Below are 18243 nucleotides of genomic sequence, written 5' to 3'. Positions count from 1 at the left end.
TGAACTGACCTAGTAATATGAGACAAGAAAAAGCACCTATGCTGCCTTTGCCCTGAATTGAACAGGGGAAAGGCAGTTTAATTTTGAAAACGGTCGTATATAGTTGTAATAATACATGTAAGATTCGACTTTTTCTAGTACAATAGAGTTTGTAAGACGCGCCTTTTGGTGTGTGTAGAATTCTTCCGACTTTATGGTGGAGTGGAAGGATTCAATGACGGCATTATCAAAGCAATTGCCTTTGCGGGACATGCTTGTGATAATGCCTTTTTCTTCAGCTAACTCTTGAAAAGCATACGAAGTGTATTGCGATCCCTGGTCACTGTGAAGTATCAGTCCTTTCGTTTCTCGCCCATTACAAGCTGCTTTCAATGTTTCTAGCACTAGATCTACTTCTTGGTTATGACTAACTCGATAAGCAACAATTTCATTATTGTACAAATCCATGATGGATGATAAATACATCGTTGACTCTCCAAAATTCAAGTATGTTATATCTGTAACCCACTTTTGGTTAGGTCTATCTGCTTTAAAATTCTGTTCCAACAAATTTGGAACGATACATTTACTTTCACCAGCAATTTTTGATTTTCTTTTAGGTTTGACTCGACATTGGATGTTGTATTTTTGCATGATTCTTTGCACAGTTAACCTATTTACAGAAATATGATGATCCTCTTTTAATATTTTTTTAACCATTCTATGTCCAACTCTGTATTTTAGGGTTTTACAAATATCGATTATTTGTTGTTCTAGCTCAGTCGGTTCCCATGACTTTTGAAGCCAACGATAGTAAGTAGATCTAGGGACTCCAATACAATCACATATCATCGATACCGCATAAACTTCCTTTAATGACTCCACTAGCTCTATTACTACTTCTGGTACCAACTCCCTTCGATTTCCTGGTACTTTTTTAAGATTTCATTTTTAATTTTTAGATGCTTAACTTGCCGTTTTAATTGGTCTATTTCACTTAGCTCCTCAGGACCTTTCCCAAAGGAATATTGTTTACCAATGGGTTGCGACAGTCGGTGTTCCTCCCCATCACGAAACCATTTCATCCATCTTTTGATTTGACTAACGTTACGTATACCGCACTTCTCCATAATCTGTTTATTGGTATATTTTTTAGACAACTTCATTTCAATGACTTTCCTTTTAACCTCTTCAGAATAAACATTTTTATTTTCTCCCATGAGAAAAGCACCTCCAGTAGTCGTTTAATTTATATACGACTCAGGGGGTGCTTTTTCCTCTGTCTCATTTAGTTAGGTCACTCCAATTTGTCTAAGTGCTTTTTACTGCGATAACTTTAACTTCTTTTAAATCTAAATCTCCAAGCAACTCCACCAATTACTAAAAGTATTGTTCCTAGTAATAACAGGTTGTAGATCGGTGATGCTGTATCCGGAAGTTCGTCATCATTCTCCCCTTGTTTATCGGTGCCTGGATCCTCTGTACCTGGATCCTCAGTTCCCGGATCCTCTGTGCCTGGATCCTCTGTACCTGGATCCTCAGGTCCTGGATCCTCAGGTCCTGGATCCTCAGTTCCCGGATCCTCTGTGCCTGGATCCTCTGTACCTTGATCTTCAGTTCCTGGATCCTCTGTACCTGGATCCTCAGTTCCCGGATCTTCTGTACCTGGATCCTCAGTTCCCGGATCCTCTGTGCCTGGATCCTCAGTTCCCGGATCTTCTGTACCTGGATCTTCCGTGCCTGGATCCTCTGTACCTGGATCCTCTGTACCTGGATCCTCTGTGCCTGGATCTTCTGTACCTGGATCCTCTGTGCCTGGATCTTCTGTACCTGGATCTTCGGTGCCTGGGTCACCAGGGCCTGCATCCTCTTCAACTTCTACTAGTTTAATATTATCAAAAATCATGGAATACGGTGTTTGAAGCTCAGGATCATTCGCACCCCTGCCTAATCCAAATATGAGTTGTTTTTCACCTGTTTCTGATACTTCCAAAATGGCTTGATAATTTTTCATGGTATTGCTAATTGTAAAGGTTTTTAAATCATTTCCTGCTAGTTCAACAGAAATTGGGCGTGTATGCTCAGACTGCGCATCAAAGGACAACTTGTATGTGCCTGCTGGTACTTGCATGTTTTGGAATAACTGAATCTGCCACCATGCCCATCCTACTTGCTCAACCGTTACATTCAACTCACCATCCTCCACAAGGAAGTTGGCAAGACCTGCCCAAGCTTCAAAATCGCCTTGATTATGGATGTTCCAACCTTCTACTGGATTGTCACCATTACCAAATTCCGTTGTAGTATCAAAAGTACCATCTAGAATAAGGTTCTCACCTATTTCCACCCAGTTTTTATCCGGTTCTTCCTCAACTACTTCTTTAAGCACAAAATCATCAAAAGTAACCGTGTGTGCTTCACTCGGGGTAGTTACGTCTCCATTTACTACATCACCTAACAAGAAATTTAATTTCTTCGTGTCACTTGTTGCAATAAATGTATGTGTAAATGCTTGTGTATCTTCTGTGAACTGGAAGTTTAATCGTTCACTTCCCTGCCCATGTAATTCTACAAGTACCGGTCTTTCCATAGAGGAACTTGCATTAAAGCTTAGTTCATATTCTTTCCCGGCTTCTAAATCAAGCCCATCTTGGAAGAACTGATTCGCATAGTCGAATGCACCTAATGCATTAATGTCTACTTGTGCAGCTCCTTCTGAAACGCTAAAGGTAGAAGAACCTCCCTCGCCTGACCATGAACTCCAGCTTTGTGTACCGTTAGCAAAATCACCATTGCGAATGAGATTGCCGTCTCCAGCATTCACATTTTGCTCCACTATAGCGGATGCATAGCCTTCCGCTTCTATAACAATTTTGTAAAGTGCTGCTTTTGTAAATAAATCAGCAGCTAAAGTAAGCTTTCCTGATTCTATTTGATAGTCCGCGGCATCTATTGCCTGGTCATCCATTTTTATCGCAGTAATTTTATCTCTCCACGCTTGATCATCGTTAAACGTAAGTTCGATTGGTTGACCGATCATAGCATCAGTCGTGTCACCAGCAATGCTAGGCGCCCGTTTATACGGAGCATTTTTCACCTCTAGTACAACGTTGTCGATGACAATATCATGGTTGCCAATCGTATTGGATCCATCGATATTACCTAACAAAAATTTAAGATCTGCAGCATCGTCATTCGGCATTTCAAATTCAAAACTATAGGTCTGCATCTCGTTTGAAAGCTCCACAGCTTCATCCACATATCTGGTGTAGCTAGTATTTTCTAATACTGCACCAATCGTTCTGTTCTGCGTAGATTTTGCATCAAAGGACAGAATATAGTCAATGCTCTTCGAAAAATCCATGCCTGCTTGGAATAATTGAATACTCCATGGTTCGTTACCGACATTTGTGACGGAGGTGACAGAAGCTTCATTGTCAACGGCTGTATTTCCAGCAGCCCCATCATTATGGAAATAAGATTCCCATGCCGTTAATCCGTCAGAAAAATCACCGTTATCAAGAGGGAATATATCTATATCAGAATAGTCGATATTATCGGTAGTCCGAATCAACTCGATATTATCGAGCGTCACGTTACTGTTATTTCCACCTAACAAAAATACGAGTTGACCATTTATGTCAGTTTCCTCACTCATTGCAAAGGAAAAACTATGGGTAGACATGGACGTAGTTAGATTGATCGTCTGTTCTCCGTATATCGTCGCTCCGTCTTGACTGATTAGTTGAACTTTTAAGTCACGATTCGCGTCAGCTGCGCCATCAAATGTTAACTCATAATCATTATCCTGTAAAAGATTGATGCCTGTTTGCGTAAGCATCACCTGATTTTGATCTGCTCCACCTTCTGTCATGTTTATGTGAAGTTCTCTAGAATCTGGATCAACAGTTGCGTCAGCGTTTGCACCATCCGTAGTGAAATCCCAATAGGTCATGCGATCCATTGCACCGACGTCAAACGTGCCATTATATACATGGTTACCATTACCAAGCGGTTCTTTAGGTACGTTTTCATTAAATGGATCAGTCGATACCTCGACCTCTTCCACACGTACATTCCCAATCCAAACCGTATTTGCATTCGTGCCTAAATTCATTTCTAGACGTGCTAAAGGATCTGTTTCGTCTGTCATTTGGAATGAGAATTCATAGGAATCGACTTCATTGGTTAGGGCAAATGTTTCATTACCGGAGTACACACCCCAACCACGAGACGCACCGCCACCTAATTTTACGTTTATATTTCGGTTGCCGTCTGCTTTCGCATCAAAACTCACTTTGTATTGTCGACCAACACCTAAAGTTACATTTTGAAGTAGCTGTATCGAATGAGTCTGGCTACCTGGTTGCGTTATATCTACTTTTGCAAAAGTAGTGCCACCCAACGCTTCAGTTGAAATTGATCCATCCCCACCAAATGTACTAATATGAGCAAAGTTCCAATAAGTTGTGTCGAGTGGTTCTGTGTCTGTCGTAATTTCTGTAAAGCCTTGTTCGTAAGCTGTGTCATAAATTAAGTTGCCATCTGCTGTTGGTTGTTTTGCGTCACCCGGTAAATCTTCCTTTTCCACAACAGGCTCAACAGCCTCTTTGTAGTCTCTTCCTGTTAGCTCATACACACGTACGTAGTCGACTTCCATTTGTGCAGGTAAGTCAGCATCATCAGGTGTACGACCTCCGTCAAAAGTTCCACCTACAGCTAGGTTTAGAATAATATAAAACTCCTGATCAAATGGTGCAGGGAAAGCGTATTTAGCAGGTTGGTTTGCCCCAATACTATCCCATTTTGTTTCCGTATGATAAAGTTCGCCGTCTACATACCAACGGATTTCCCCAGGTTCCCATTCAACTGAGTAAACGTGATAATTTGTTATATCATCGCCTTCCTCAAACTCATATGCACCGCCGGAGAAGGTATTGTTCGGCCAATTCCCACCATAATGAATGGTTCCGCCTATTTCATTAGGGATTCTACCGCGAGCTTCCATGATGTCGATCTCACCTGAGCTAGCCCACTCTCCATAAACACTATCTTTTGGCATCATCCAAAATGCAGGCCAGAGACCGTCTCCTTTTGGTAGTTTAATAGCAGCTTCAAATTTACCGTATTTTTTAGCGAAAGTAGGTGCTGTAAATAGTCTAGTGGATGTATAAGGTTTGTTCCCTACCGTTTCTTTTTTTGCTTCAATTATTAGCTTGCCATCATCCACAGTTGCATTCTCTTCTTGATAGTATTGTTGCTCATCATTTCCCCAGCCATCAAGGCCATATTCTGCACCAGTTCCATTTTGGAAACCCCATTTTGTATTATCTACTGCAGTGCCATCAAACTCATCATTCCAGAGTAGTTCCCAATCCTCGTAGTGTTCATCAGGAATGGTGACTGGATCTTCACTAGGTTTTTCACCAGTACCAGGATCCTCTGTATCAGGTTCATCTGGCGCGGCACCGCTATTTTCTAGTTCATAAGGAAGAACAATATGGGATGCTTCCTCTGGGGCATTCACTTTTAATTCCATATCCCCAGTACCAAGTTCTACCCAAACGCGAAGAGATATCCTTCCATTTGTAAAAGTTTGATGTGCTTGTTGTGCATCATTTTCTGAAAAGAGCTCCCTTGTAAAAGCTTCATAATCTCCAGGATTAATATTCCCATCCGTTGGCATATAATCTTGGGTGATTTCTGTACGGTCCCAATTACCATCCCCGTTAAAATCATAAGAGACTTTTGCATGGACAGCGGATCCAGTTGCAAGTCCATTTACATAAAGCTGTACTTGACCATTTCCATCCCCTTTGTAGTTGCCATTCACGTTTTCAATTACATATTCAACAGGCTCTTTTGACAACGGTATCAAATCGGGTGATGCTTCCGTTCCTTTCATAGGGCTTAATTCTCTTGTTTCTCCCATGTTCTTCACATATAAGGTATCTGTGGTTTCTTCGTTCGATGTGGTGTTTGCAGACGATATTGGTAGATTGAAATTAGATAAAACTAATAACGTCACTAAAAAAATGCTTATCCATTTTTTATACAAAAACTTCCCCTCCCAATGAAATAGACTAATTCTAATAAACTGCACTAAGTATGTGTGAAAAACTGTGAAGTCACTTGGGGTGCTAATCATGTAAATCTAGGATGAATAGAGAGTTTTCGAGTTGAGATCATTCGACCTGAGGTTGCTTATCTTCATGCTGAAAAAAGCCAAATGAAGTAGTGGTTTAATCATGAGTATGAGATTATCATCAACTCACTTTAACTATACAAAAAACACAATAATTCGACATCGAAACCGGTTTCGATAATCATCAAAAAAATAAAACAAACATTTGTATCACAAGGATAGAAAGCGCTTTCCATTGGAGTATAGAACAACCTCTATTTTCCTGTCAACAGTTTTTAAAAATAAGGAAATTGATATCTTGGGTCTAATAACGCGCCGTTGTAAGCCTGACGTGGTGTGATAGAGTATTAAAATTTTACAAGGCTGGAAGAAAGGCAAAGATAAGTAGAAGTAGATGTGTTTGAACGATGTGGGCTTGATTCGACATATTGTTCCCCACTTATTGATGGATTTGTAAAAAAGAATCGGCTAGGAGCGTCTTTCATTCAGTATGCTTGATGTAAAATTCCTTTTTGTGGTTGTGGGATAATGCTAGATTAGTATGTGATTTTAATAATCGATTCCTTCCACATTATAAGAGGTAACCAAGGATTTCAGAGCAGTATCTTTATCGAAGTTAGACTAACTACTGCACTACTAAAAACAAAAATGGAAACAGGAGAACCGTCCCCATGTTTCCATTTTTATTTTCCGATGAATTGTTGGGTCCAGTAATGGCCGGTGGCTACATAGCCTACGCCAATGTGGGTGATGTTTTCTCTAAGGATGTTTTTACGATGGCCTTCGCTATTCATCCAAGCTGTGACGACCTGTTCTGGTGTTGTCTGACCGTATGCTATATTCTCCGCTGCGACCCGGTATGAAATACCAAATTGATTCATCATATCAAATGGTGATCCGTATGTTGGGCTATCATGGGAAAAGTAATTGTTTTGTTGCATATCCTCAGACTTTAGCCGCGATACTTTACTTAGTGCCATATCGATCTTCAATGCTGCCAATCCATGCTTCTCTCTTTCCTTATTCGTTAATGCAACCACTTTTTGCTCAAAAGCATTAACTTGATGAGATTTTTCTTTTGCTGGTTCGGCTTTTTCAACTTCCTCTGTAAGTTCTGTTTCTGTTGTCTTTGGTTCTTGATTAGCCTGATCAGAATCCTTATCTTGGTCTTTCGATTCATTTGTTTCGTTTACCGGTTCTTTTGGTTTATCCTCTTTTTTCGGCGAAACAGGTTCTTTTACCGGTGTTTCCACCACTACTTTTTCCAAGGAATCATCATCATTTGATGCAGTTGTGATTTTCTTCTCTTCTTGCTCAATCTCCTTAGGCTCCGGAGCATCCGATACTTCATCATCGATTTCTACCACATCATCTTGAAATAAAGCGACATCAAACCCTTTTGCTATTAATATAGATCGTTTTTCAGCCATATCACTAATAGTCTTTATATCGGTACTCGTTTCACTACTCTTACCACAACCAGCTATGAAGGTAATTATGATAAATAAGATGAAATATCTTTTCATAGATTAAATCCTCTCTAACTAAAAAATCTGTCACAACATTATACGTTTTCTCAGTAGCACCTATGGCCGTCCATGTTCTTTATTACCTTGCTCATTTTCTTCTTCTCGCTCTTTCTCAGTTGATTCAGGCTTTTTTTCAGGTTCACCTTTCTCTTTTTCTTGAGTATTATTTCCCTGTGGCTTTCCTGCTTCTTCTCTCTCTCTTTCTTCTGCTCTCTTATTCTCTTCTTGTTCCTTCTCCGCTGCTTCTCTTTCCCTTTCTGCTTTCTTCCTCACTTCTTGTTCCTTCTCCTCTTCTTCTCTCGCCTTTTCTTCTGCTTTCTTTTTCTTTTCCCGTTCCTTCTCCGCTGCTTCTCTTCCCTTTTCTTCTAAATTCTCTTTCTTTTCCTGTTCCTTCTCAGCCTTTTCTTTTACCTTCTCAAACTTATCCTTTGCTTTGTCTTTATTTGTAACCGGCCTGTTTGGTGTTTCTTTACCCGAAGCAGGCTTTGCTTGTTGATCATTACTTTGATTTTCGTCCGTATGCTCTGCGGTTTTAGATTTATCTTTGCTTGGCATTTCAGGTTTATTTTCAGAAGATGTCTCACGTTTATTTCGAACTTCTTTTCCATCTTCTACATCCTGTTCTTCCAATCTACTTACCCGCTCTAAAACCGACCCCATTGAATGATCTCTTACTTCCTCTACCGTTACATCCACTTGTTTTTCTTCAAGTTCTTTATACATACTATACTTATTAATTGATAAGTTTTCATTGTGCGATTGCTGCACCAAATCCTTCGTCCCACTTTTAACGGATACATCAGCACTGATCGAACGGTTCAAGACTGACTTCTCCACACTCCGCTTCACTTTTTCCGTTTCGAAATTACTCGGTTCTTTTAGCGGAACAACGGTTAAAGCAACCAGTCCTTTTTTCGTTTGATTCAGGTATCGCTTTTCTACTGAAATTTGAATAATATCATCTAAAACCTCATCGATGTGCCGTTTTTCTTTCGAAAGCGTATCTATTACTGTTCGACCATCTTCATTCAAAAACTCCATATGTGTAACTCGAAAATCATCATCTGTATAAATCTCCAAGCTTGGGTTTATATCCATTGCAAAAAGATAGGCATCTTCTTCGTTTGTAAAAAGAGAACTAACATAATAAGTAATGATTGCTAAACAGATCACCGATGCTAATGTTATATATTTTGCACCTCTAAACGAGTAACCCTTTTTCTCCACATATGTGTAAGTATCACCGATTTTAGGGACCTCATCGGTCGGTCGTGGAACATTCTTAAACATTCCACCTTCACACAAAATAATGATCGATTCTTCGGTTACTTTGACAACTATTCCATTATATATAGTTGATTTCATACTTTTCCCTCGCTTTCAGACGGTACATGAATGTACGCTGATAGTTGTCTCCATTCAGGGTGCAACTTTACAATAATAAGGCCGATGATATATTTTCTATGTCTCTCCACTGTCTTTCGTCGATATCCGAATTGCTTTACAAAAGTTGTTGTAGGGAAACGTTTCTTTTTCAGAAAAAAGTCTACTAATTCTGGGGATTGGATAAAAACATCTGCTATCTCCAAAAGCATTGCCTTCGTTTTTTGGTGAGTGGGAGAAACGTGCTCTAGCTCTTCCAACTGTATACCAAATGTATGAAGTATTTGACTAAATTCTAGGATCTCCTCTACCAATTCTGTTTTTTGAACCGTTTGGTGATAGGAATCCATAGACTTTTCTGATTCATATAGGTTAATACTAGACTCATCGTCTGTTGACTCAACCTCGATTGGGATATGCTTCGTTTTACTTTCTCGCCTAAAATAGTCGATTAATTCTCTTTTAACGAGCAAATACACATAATTTAGGAACGATTTTTTCGCATCCATCTCGTATGTATCAATTGCGCGATTCAATGCGATCAAACCGATGCTAGATTCTTCATCACTCCATGAAATATATCGTTTACAAACCTGTCCAACTACATTGATGACATAAGCTTTATAATGGGTGATTAGCCTCTCTCTTGCTAGTTCATCTCCACTGGCTGCTAAGCGTATATGTTTTGCAACTTCTGAGTCTCGCATTTTATCCCCCTCTAGCAAACAGACATTAATTTAAGCATACTTTCTTTTATATCAGGGGTAAAGTGTATCCATTAATTGGTTAGATTAATAGCTTTGTTCCTATCAGAATAAGGAGCCCTATGATCGGGCTCCTCCTTATTTAAACAATATTAATCGTCATCTCGTTCTTCTTCTTTGTCTTTCTTGTGTTCCTTGTCTTCTTTTTCTCCTTTTTCCTTCTTACCACGTTCTTTTTCTTTGGCTTCTTCAGCCTTCTCTTTTGCCTTTTCTTCTCTTTCTTTCTTTTTCTCACGTTCTTTTTCAGCCGCTTCTTTCGCCTTTTCATCTTCTTTTTCTTTCTCTTCACGTTCTTTTTCAGCCTGCTTTTTCGCTGCTTCTCTTGCTTTCTCTTCTGCCTTTTTCTTTTCTTCTCGCTCTTTTTCAGCTTGCTTTTTCGCTGCTTCTCTTTCTTTTTCTCCAGCCTTTTTCTTTTCTTCTCGCTCTTTTTCAGCTTGCTTTTTCGCTTGTTCTTTTGCTACTTCATTGTCTTTTTTATCTTCGTGTTCTTTATCTTCATCTTTATCTTCTGATTCTTCATCTTCTTTATTTTCATCTTCTTCTCTTTCTTCGTCTTCATCTTCCTCTTTTTTACCTTCAGATTCTTCCTCTTCGTCGCGTTCTTCAGTCGCTTCTTCTCTTACCTCATTCTTTTCCTCTTCTGCTTCTTCTTGTAATTCAATCGTTTCTTCTGACGCCTCTTGTTTGACCACGTTCATCTTTCTTTCCGCTTCTGCTCTAAGCGCAAGGATTTTTTCATCAGCCTCTTCTTGCGTCAGTTCTCCATCTGCCAAAGCTTTCTCAATTTCAGCCAATTCTTCATTTAGTTCTTCTTCAATATCTTGTAATTCTTCGGCTAACTCTTCCTCAATTTCTAGCAATTCTTCGCTATATTCTTCATCAATTTCCGCTAGCTCTTCCGTTAGCTTGAAATCTATTATATTTTGCTCCACTTTGTCTATAGAAGCTGTGAGCAACGCTAATGCTTCTTCATCCCCAGCTTCTTCTGCCTCTTTTACTTTTTCTTCTAAGTCCTTTTGTTTCTTATTTACTACTTTTTTCATAATTTGTGAAGGGTGGAAGCCTAATTCCTTGGCAATCTCACCATAACCTTTTCCTTCTTCTAATAGCGCGATGATTTCATCTTGTGATTTACCACTTTCCTCAGCAAAAGTCACGATTTTAACAATTTCGCCAAATCCAAATCCTTTTTCTCGTAAGTCTTTCACCGTTTCAAGTTCAATGTCTTTCACTACATTAGCCACAATATATGCTTCTTGTCTTTTTTCATCTAGTACTGCTTTCTGTTCTTCATCCACTTCCTCTTCGATATCATCTGGTAAGGTAGTAGAGTCTTCTAATTTCTCCGAAAGCTCCTCTTTTACTTCTTCAACAACCTCTTCATCTGTTATAACTTCTGAAACCATTTCCTGTGCTTCTTCTAATGTATCGACATATTCCTCGATTAAATCCGTAATATATTCTTCTTTATCTTCTTCTACTAATAGATCACTAGTTTCAGCTAAACGCTCATTTAAAAAAGAAAGTAATAGATCTGATTCTTTTTCATTATCAACTGTGAAAAATAGCTGTATGTTCTCTGCTGCTTTATCCAAGAAATAAAACAGGTTGTCCGGTGTTAGCCCTCCAGATTGTTCTGTTTCTTCTACTGTCGAATCAATTAGCTCTTCTACTTGATTCGTATCCACCGCTGCATAGGTAGAGGTAGAAAAAAATAACCCCCCTGCCAAAACTAAACTTGTCGTAAACATGTGCTTTCGGTACATTTTCATTTTTCTCTCTCCTCTTCAAAATGTTCCCGTATCGTAATACGGCAGCTGGCTAGCATAAGTAAACATTCACTCTTAGCCCCTATAGCTTTGCGTCACCACCTTTAAGCGGCTTTGCCTTTGTCAGTATTAAAATATCTATCTACTAATAATACGAAAAGACTGTCATAATTTGAGGGGGATTTTAAAAAAATTGTAGAAAAAAGCACATTGGAAACATGGGGACGGTTCTTCTGTTTCCAAAACACAAACATAAAAATCTCCCTACCAATCGTTTGACCCGGAGCATCTCCCCTATTTTCCCAACAGCGTTAGGTTATTTCAAAAGTAGATGGTATAATAAGTTAAGCCTTCTCCACCTTCTAGTTAGACCGCAAGCATGTATGTACGACTAATCCAGAAAGCGAGGAGAGTTTATGATGTCAGAGAAGAATCACGTAATTGATTTGAACGACTATAAACGTAAAAAGCATGGATTAGATAGACCGATTTTTGACGCACCGGCAACAATTCAGGTTGGCGATCCTAACCAACCAGATACGCTAGTGAAATACGCAGTAATCTGTAATTTCGTACGTTACAACCGCCAATTTATGGCACTCGAGCGAGAAGACACGCAAGAAGATCGATATGTGATCGTGGAAGGTATCGTGGAGGATGGCACGTTGGCGAAAGTAGATCCAATCTCAGAAGAAGAATACCCTGCTATTGAAGCTCTCTTCCAAAAGGTATTCGCTAAAGTAATTGGAAAATCAAGTGAGAACAAAAGCACGTTAAAGTTAGCTTTTCGAAGATATTAAGAAAAAGAAAAAGAAGCATGGGTCAGCACCCATGCTTCTTTCTCTTTTATCGTGAACACAGGGACGGTTCTCCCGTTTCCAAAACCAGAAAAGTCGCCTTCTTCACAATTCAAGCTACTTCTACCTCAAATCGTGAACACAAGAACCGTCCCCCTGTTTCCATTCTTTAGTATAAAAAGTACACTCTTGCTCTGTCTGGTTTGGAGTAGATGTCGTAGCGCGCAGAGAGTGGGTGTGTTGCGTTTTCGTATAAGATTAATTCGTACATCCCTAAGTCTTCACCCGTTGGTTCGCCAATTATGTTTGCGATTTCTGACCTTGTCGCATCGGTTTGAACCCACACCCGAATCGTATCGTATAAGATATCGATCCCGTAATCACCATAATAAGCAACATCGTAATCATCACACTCTGTACACGACGCATTATAGTAATCATGTGGCTCTCCGAACGTATCAACTACATAATCCATATCCTTGTTTAGCATACTTTTTGAAAATGGTCCTAGATCACCATCATTCATCGCGTCTTTCAACACTTGTTCTAACTCAGATTGGCTATCAATTGTAAAATCAAACCCACTAGCATTGTTGCCACCAGAGCTAGCACTCTCCTCTACACCTGTGGAATAGTCCGGATCAGAAGAAAAGTCAAACTCCTTGCGATCATTCGTTTTGAATTTATCAACTTCTTTACTATTTGTAATAAACCATTGCTCTTCTTGTTCACTATACGCAAGTTCATAATCCCAAGTAAAAGCAGAGTATTCATTTGGAAAGTCACTTAAGTCACCATCTACTTTATAAAAAGCTGAATCAAACGCAATTTCTACAATGATATTAGCGGTATAAGAACCATCTTCTGATAACGTAATGCTACCTAAGTCATATTCGGTACCTACCGCACCACCTTTCCATCGGTAGTTGTCTGACTCTAACGAATCAAAGTTATCTGTCATTTTTTCCAAATAATCTTCACTTTTCATATAAGTAAAGGCACTCGGATCCAAATTATCATATGCTATTACATATTCTTTTAAATGCTCATTAATCGTGAACATGATTTCATCTGCAAGCTGGTCATTTACAGGAGTAAGATTAAGTTCAACTGTTTCGATGTCCGTCCCATTGATACTAACTGTATCGGAAGCTACTTCTCCCCAAGGGTAAGTAAAGGAAGTGTGAAAGTTCATCGAACCATTTGTTGCAACCGGACCATACTCTTCAACGTCAGCAACCTTCCCTAAAGCTTCACCGTTCAAATACAACGTACTTTCTGAATTATTAGATGAAAAAGTTACATAATGCCCATCAAACTTCACTTCTGTTTCAATACTCGTTCCATCATGTTCAAATGTGTTAATGGCTAATTCATTTTCAAAATCACCATACTCTCCATTATAAACAGCACGAATATCATAAATCCCAGGGGTTACCTCGATCGTTAACGGGTCGTCTCCTGTTGTATCGACAAGCGTGTTATTAACATAGATTTCTGTCCCAACAAAATTCGCGCTCACATGCAACTGGATTGGATGAATTTTCATACGATAATCATCAAAGAAATAATACTTTTTGCCTGCTTTATCTAAAGAAAGAAGCTGATTTGAATCATCGGCTGCTTTAGCCACATTACCGTTAGTTATTCCTTCATGTAGCATGTCAATAAGATCATTCAATTTGTCAGGGTTATCAGCTAAATATGTAACCATTTCCTCTATTTCGGATTCCGTCATCGTTATGGAATCCGATTCTGTTTGGATTAGGCTCTGCACATCACTGATATTTTCATCCTCAATTGCTGTTTGAAAATGCTCGACCACTTTTTCTGGAGCTGTTTGACTTTTACCTACAAAATACCCTCCAACGCCAACACCGATTAAAACAATTAGTGGAATACCTATAGAAAGTAAAAGCGTTACGAATAGTGATTTCTTTCTACCTTCTTTATGTTGATTCGTCTGCTTGCTTCTTTGTTGATTCATCTTTTTTTGTTCAGACCCAGACCCATGCGTACCATTTGTAGTCTGATTAGAATGTGCTATATTACTAGCTTGAAGCTCCGGATTTTCATTAGTAAACTCACCTTGATTTATCGCATCATTTCTATGAGCATCTGTTACGCTTGTTTCATCAGCATCTTCTACATTGGGCTCATCCGCATATTTTTCTTCGGACGAAACTTCTTCACCAGCTTCAGATGCATAATCTTCTCCCGACTCCTGCTCTGCACTGGTTTCACTCACTTGCTCATCCTGCTCGGACTGCACATGATTAATAGATTCTTGTTCTGTTTGTTCATCTTGTGGAACGACTTTTAACTGTTTTCCACAATTCGTACAAAATTTTGCATTGGCATCGAGCTTGTTACCGCAATTCGTACAAAATTTCATTATACTTTTCCCCTTTAAGTCTAATGTTTTTTGCAAAGAGAAATAGACACCCGAATGGATGCCTATTTTACAAGATTAATATAGCCCACCATATGGCATATTTTCTAACTGATTGATGATGTTACCAGCAATACTATCGCCAATTACTAAAAAGATAATATAGATTGCAATATTAGTAATGATTAAGCCATAAAACACATCAAGTCCACCTGTATTTTCTTCTTTTACAGAAAAGACTAACGCTACACTTGATACAAAGAATAGACCAATTGCAGCTCCGAACAGGATCATACTAAATACATTTGCTGACATTAAAGAAAATAAGATAGCAACTACTAACAATGATGCAGGAAGAATTGTAAAAGCAGCAAAACGCGTCACCACTTCTATGTAACTTACATTCGACTTCATCATTTTTGAAACACCAAATACGACCGCTGCATACAGTGCTAAGTATAATAATAAGAAGAAAAATGGCTTGAAAACAAATGAACCAAATGGTAAACCCACACCACCGTACATTTCACCATACATGTCCTTCGCAAAACCTACTGCAGAAATATAAGTAAATAACGGTAAGAAGAAAGCAAAAAGAACATGAACAATAATCCCACTAACCATATCGTCCTTTGTAACTTTCCTGCTTGCTTGCATTGGGGCAACAAAACTTCTTTTTGCAAATGCAAACAAATCAATAGCAATTTCTTTACTTTTTTCTAAAAATTCATTTGGTTGGCTTTCCACCGTTTGTCCTTGTGTCGGTTGAACTGGCTCGGAAAAATCTTGCCCTGCTGCCTGTTGTTGAATCGTTTCCACTGATGCCATTTTCGCACCACATTCCGCACAAAATCTTGCATCCTGCTCATTACGAGCACCACATTGAGTACAATGCATACTTTACCTCTCCCTTTATAAAATGATTCGTACCACTTATCTTTATGAACAAACAGATAGTTAATATGTAAAAAAATGATAATTTCCAACAATAATTCATTCACATAGACCTAGTTAAGATAAGCAGACACACAGGAATATTGTACCATAAAACATGTCACAATTTGTCCAAATTTCATATTTTTTACAAACAAAATGGAAGCATGGGGACGGTTCTTGTGTTTCCAAAATGGAGAGCAAAAAAGAGAGAAGTGTATGGATACCTCTCTCTTTTCGATAGTTATTTTGTTGGACAGCGGAATCATTTCTCATTTCGTGAACACAAGAACCGTCCCCGTGTTTCCAATCTAATTATGCTTTTTTCTTCGGTTGGCAATTATGAATAACATGATACTTGCGATAATGGTTAGTGTGCCTAGTAATAAATGATTATACATGTTTGTAGCTGTTTCTGGCATCTTTTGAGAGTTGTCAGTTGTTTTCTCTACTACTTCATTTTCATCCATTACTTCCTCTGCAGAGTCATCTTGTTCTTCTTTCAAATCAGATTCTTCACCTTTAGAATTTTCAACCGGAACCGTTGGGGTTACCTCTGGCTTTTCCGGACTTTCAACTGGAACAGCAGGACCTTCAACTACAGGTGGTTCCTCATTCTCAGGTGCTTTGTCTTCTTTTGCTATCTCAAAGATTGTGAAAGTACTAAACTTATCGATAACGAACTTAAGACCAGTAACAAGTCCATCTTCATAGATGAGTTCGCCTTCTACCACTTCCAAATCCCCATCACTATGTTCGATAAATACACGTAACATGGATAAATCTATCCCCTCATAAAGGACATCATCTAATGGTAGAATTACTTCTGTTCTATATCCAGCATAGTTTGTTTCAATTTCTTTTGGTGTACCTAATACGTTCGCTATCGCTTCTTCACCAAGTACATCTTGAACAGCAGAACGAATTAATTCGCTATCATTCACTCTATTGACTACTTCTTGTCTTTCCTCTTGATTTCTTATTGGAACGATGTGGAAAAATAAATCAATCCCTGCTTGTTGCATAGCTTTTATCATGTCAGACCCTAATATTAGTGTTGCTTGGTCCGTTTTCACATTCATATCACCATTGATTTTTTCCAGTGTCTGAAGCGGAACTTCTACCGCAAGTTCATCAGCAATACTATTCGAATCATCTGGTAAATAAAAGGTTACTTTGTCCGAAGTCGCATTTGGCAATATAGCATCTGTAATGATTAGTTTATCAATTCTATTTTGAATCGTATTGCTGTTTAATCCATACAAATTAATTCGTTGGATCGCTTCTGGATTATTGGATACGGACCCCGTCTCCACATTAGCTTGTCTATAAGTCGTTTCCATTTTCTTGGCACCAACATTGTTTCTTTTTATGATTAGTAAAAATGTTTTCTCTAATTGTTGGTTTGCTCTAGTTACATCTGCTGTTAAAATGACAGACTGATCTTTAGCTTGTCTCGTAGTTTTCGCTAAATCTTCTGTAATGTTAACAACATTTTCTTTACTAGATTCCCATGAAATCGAAGTTCCATATGCACCTTTTGCTAATACGATAAAATTAGATGTGACACTTTCCCAAGTGTCGCCGTCTTTAAAGGTAAATGCATTATCTCTAGTCAATGATAATGTATCTACATATAGTTCTTGCAAGTTTGTCAATCGATCTTTCTCATTTTTATTTGATACTTGATCTATAACTCTTGCAGTCTCTATATTTGCTTCTTTCTGAAACTTAGCCGTTTTTGTCGGCGCATCCGCAACGGAAACTTCTCCAACTGCCTTTTCAGCTAAAGCAACATATTTTTCTTGTTTTGCTTCTGTTTCTTTATCAGATCGACCTATTGCTTCCTTAACGATCTGAACATCTCCCGCACCTGCAAAAACAATACTATCTTCAGTCAAGACTTTATCAACAAACTGACGGTAGACAGCGCCTTTGTCACCTAAATTCATGTTTGCTTGCTCAATTTCTTCATTGATGTCTCTCATGCCCTGAACATCTTGTAACTTACTTATTTCGTTTACAAAATATTCTCTCATAAGCTTACTAGCTTCTTTATCTAGCGTTTTTGTTAACTCATTCAAAGATTCTGTCGTAACCTTTATTAGCTCCACTTGCTTTGGATTAGCTAGTATCGCAGCTTCTAGCTTTTGCTTCTCAGCCTCTACTTTTTGATAACCTTGCGATGATTGGCTACCTCCTGAAGAAATGTACTGTTCTTGACTTGCTAGTGCTTGTTCTTTTGCTTTTTCAGCGCCTGTTATAGCATTCGCTAATTCTCTCGCTACACTTGCTTTTTCTAACTCTGCAACTTCTTCTTTCAACGCTTTCGTTGCTTCAACAATTGCTTCGGTGTTTTGTGGGTCTTTTGTAAGTTCTGCTTCCAGATTATTTAGAGCTTCCACTACCGATTGGTTCTCATCCGCTGTTTCTTCTCCTCCTGCTTTTGCAAAACGTTCTTGAGCCTTCGCTGCTTGTTCTTTTGCTTCACCAGCTGCATCCAATGCATTTGCTAATTCTCTAGCTCCACTTGATTTTTCTAACTCTGCAAC

Annotated in this window: 10 protein-coding genes and 1 riboswitch; of the genes, 1 reads left to right on the top strand and 9 read right to left on the bottom strand. The window is 38.7% G+C overall.

All coding sequences use genetic code 11. The features are described 5' to 3' along the window. Nucleotides 1–36: 36 nt before the first annotated feature. From NYQ66_RS12840 to NYQ66_RS12815, 6 genes are all read right to left on the bottom strand, one after another. A protein-coding gene (locus tag NYQ66_RS12840; RefSeq protein WP_259867866.1) for an IS3 family transposase occupies nucleotides 37–1199 on the bottom strand; the annotation gives its coding sequence in 2 pieces (ribosomal slippage) (nucleotides 37–917 and nucleotides 917–1199; 1164 coding nt in all). 116 nt (nucleotides 1200–1315) lie between these two features. Next, nucleotides 1316–6037, bottom strand: coding sequence for a carbohydrate binding domain-containing protein (locus NYQ66_RS12835; protein WP_259870044.1), 4722 nt, complete (start codon nucleotides 6035–6037; stop codon nucleotides 1316–1318). A gap of 770 nt (nucleotides 6038–6807) precedes the next feature. Then, on the bottom strand, nucleotides 6808–7650 hold the full coding sequence (locus tag NYQ66_RS12830; protein WP_259870043.1) for a CAP domain-containing protein: 843 nt from the start codon (nucleotides 7648–7650) through the stop codon (nucleotides 6808–6810). A 60-nt stretch (nucleotides 7651–7710) separates the two neighbouring features. Continuing rightward, the gene (locus NYQ66_RS12825; protein WP_259870041.1) at nucleotides 7711–9018 is read right to left on the bottom strand and encodes an anti-sigma-I factor RsgI family protein; all 1308 of its coding nucleotides are present in this window, start codon (nucleotides 9016–9018) and stop codon (nucleotides 7711–7713) included. Further along, complete coding sequence (locus NYQ66_RS12820; protein ID WP_259870040.1) at nucleotides 9015–9743, bottom strand: sigma factor; 729 nt, start codon at nucleotides 9741–9743, stop codon at nucleotides 9015–9017. The genes NYQ66_RS12825 and NYQ66_RS12820 overlap by 4 nt, the downstream gene beginning before the upstream one ends. Before the next feature lie 149 nt (nucleotides 9744–9892). After that, a complete protein-coding gene (locus tag NYQ66_RS12815; protein ID WP_259870039.1) occupies nucleotides 9893–11572 on the bottom strand; it encodes a DUF5667 domain-containing protein in 1680 nt (559 codons plus the stop codon). A gap of 37 nt (nucleotides 11573–11609) precedes the next feature. Continuing rightward, a riboswitch (cyclic di-GMP riboswitch) is annotated at nucleotides 11610–11698 on the bottom strand. Between the two features lie 290 nt (nucleotides 11699–11988). Here NYQ66_RS12815 and NYQ66_RS12810 point away from each other — a divergent pair. Beyond that, nucleotides 11989–12369: a hypothetical protein gene (locus NYQ66_RS12810; protein WP_259870038.1), complete on the top strand. Its 381-nt coding sequence runs from the start codon at nucleotides 11989–11991 to the stop codon at nucleotides 12367–12369. A gap of 166 nt (nucleotides 12370–12535) precedes the next feature. Here the strand turns inward: NYQ66_RS12810 and NYQ66_RS12805 are convergent, their stop codons facing one another. From NYQ66_RS12805 to NYQ66_RS12795, 3 genes are all read right to left on the bottom strand, one after another. Beyond that, nucleotides 12536–14761 carry a TcaA 3rd/4th domain-containing protein gene (locus NYQ66_RS12805; RefSeq protein ID WP_259870037.1) on the bottom strand — a complete coding sequence of 742 codons (2226 nt, stop codon included), beginning with the start codon at nucleotides 14759–14761 and terminating at the stop codon, nucleotides 12536–12538. Between the two features lie 75 nt (nucleotides 14762–14836). Beyond that, nucleotides 14837–15655 carry a zinc ribbon domain-containing protein gene (locus tag NYQ66_RS12800; protein WP_259870036.1) on the bottom strand — a complete coding sequence of 273 codons (819 nt, stop codon included), beginning with the start codon at nucleotides 15653–15655 and terminating at the stop codon, nucleotides 14837–14839. A gap of 347 nt (nucleotides 15656–16002) precedes the next feature. Continuing rightward, nucleotides 16003–18243: immunoglobulin-like domain-containing protein (locus NYQ66_RS12795; RefSeq protein WP_259870035.1), on the bottom strand; the 2241-nt coding region annotated here is incomplete at its 5' end.

It is taken from the genome of Aquibacillus koreensis, assembly GCF_025154055.1.
Lineage (GTDB): Bacteria > Bacillota > Bacilli > Bacillales > Amphibacillaceae > Aquibacillus_C > Aquibacillus_C koreensis.
This window is presented reverse-complemented; position numbering and strand designations above follow the sequence as displayed.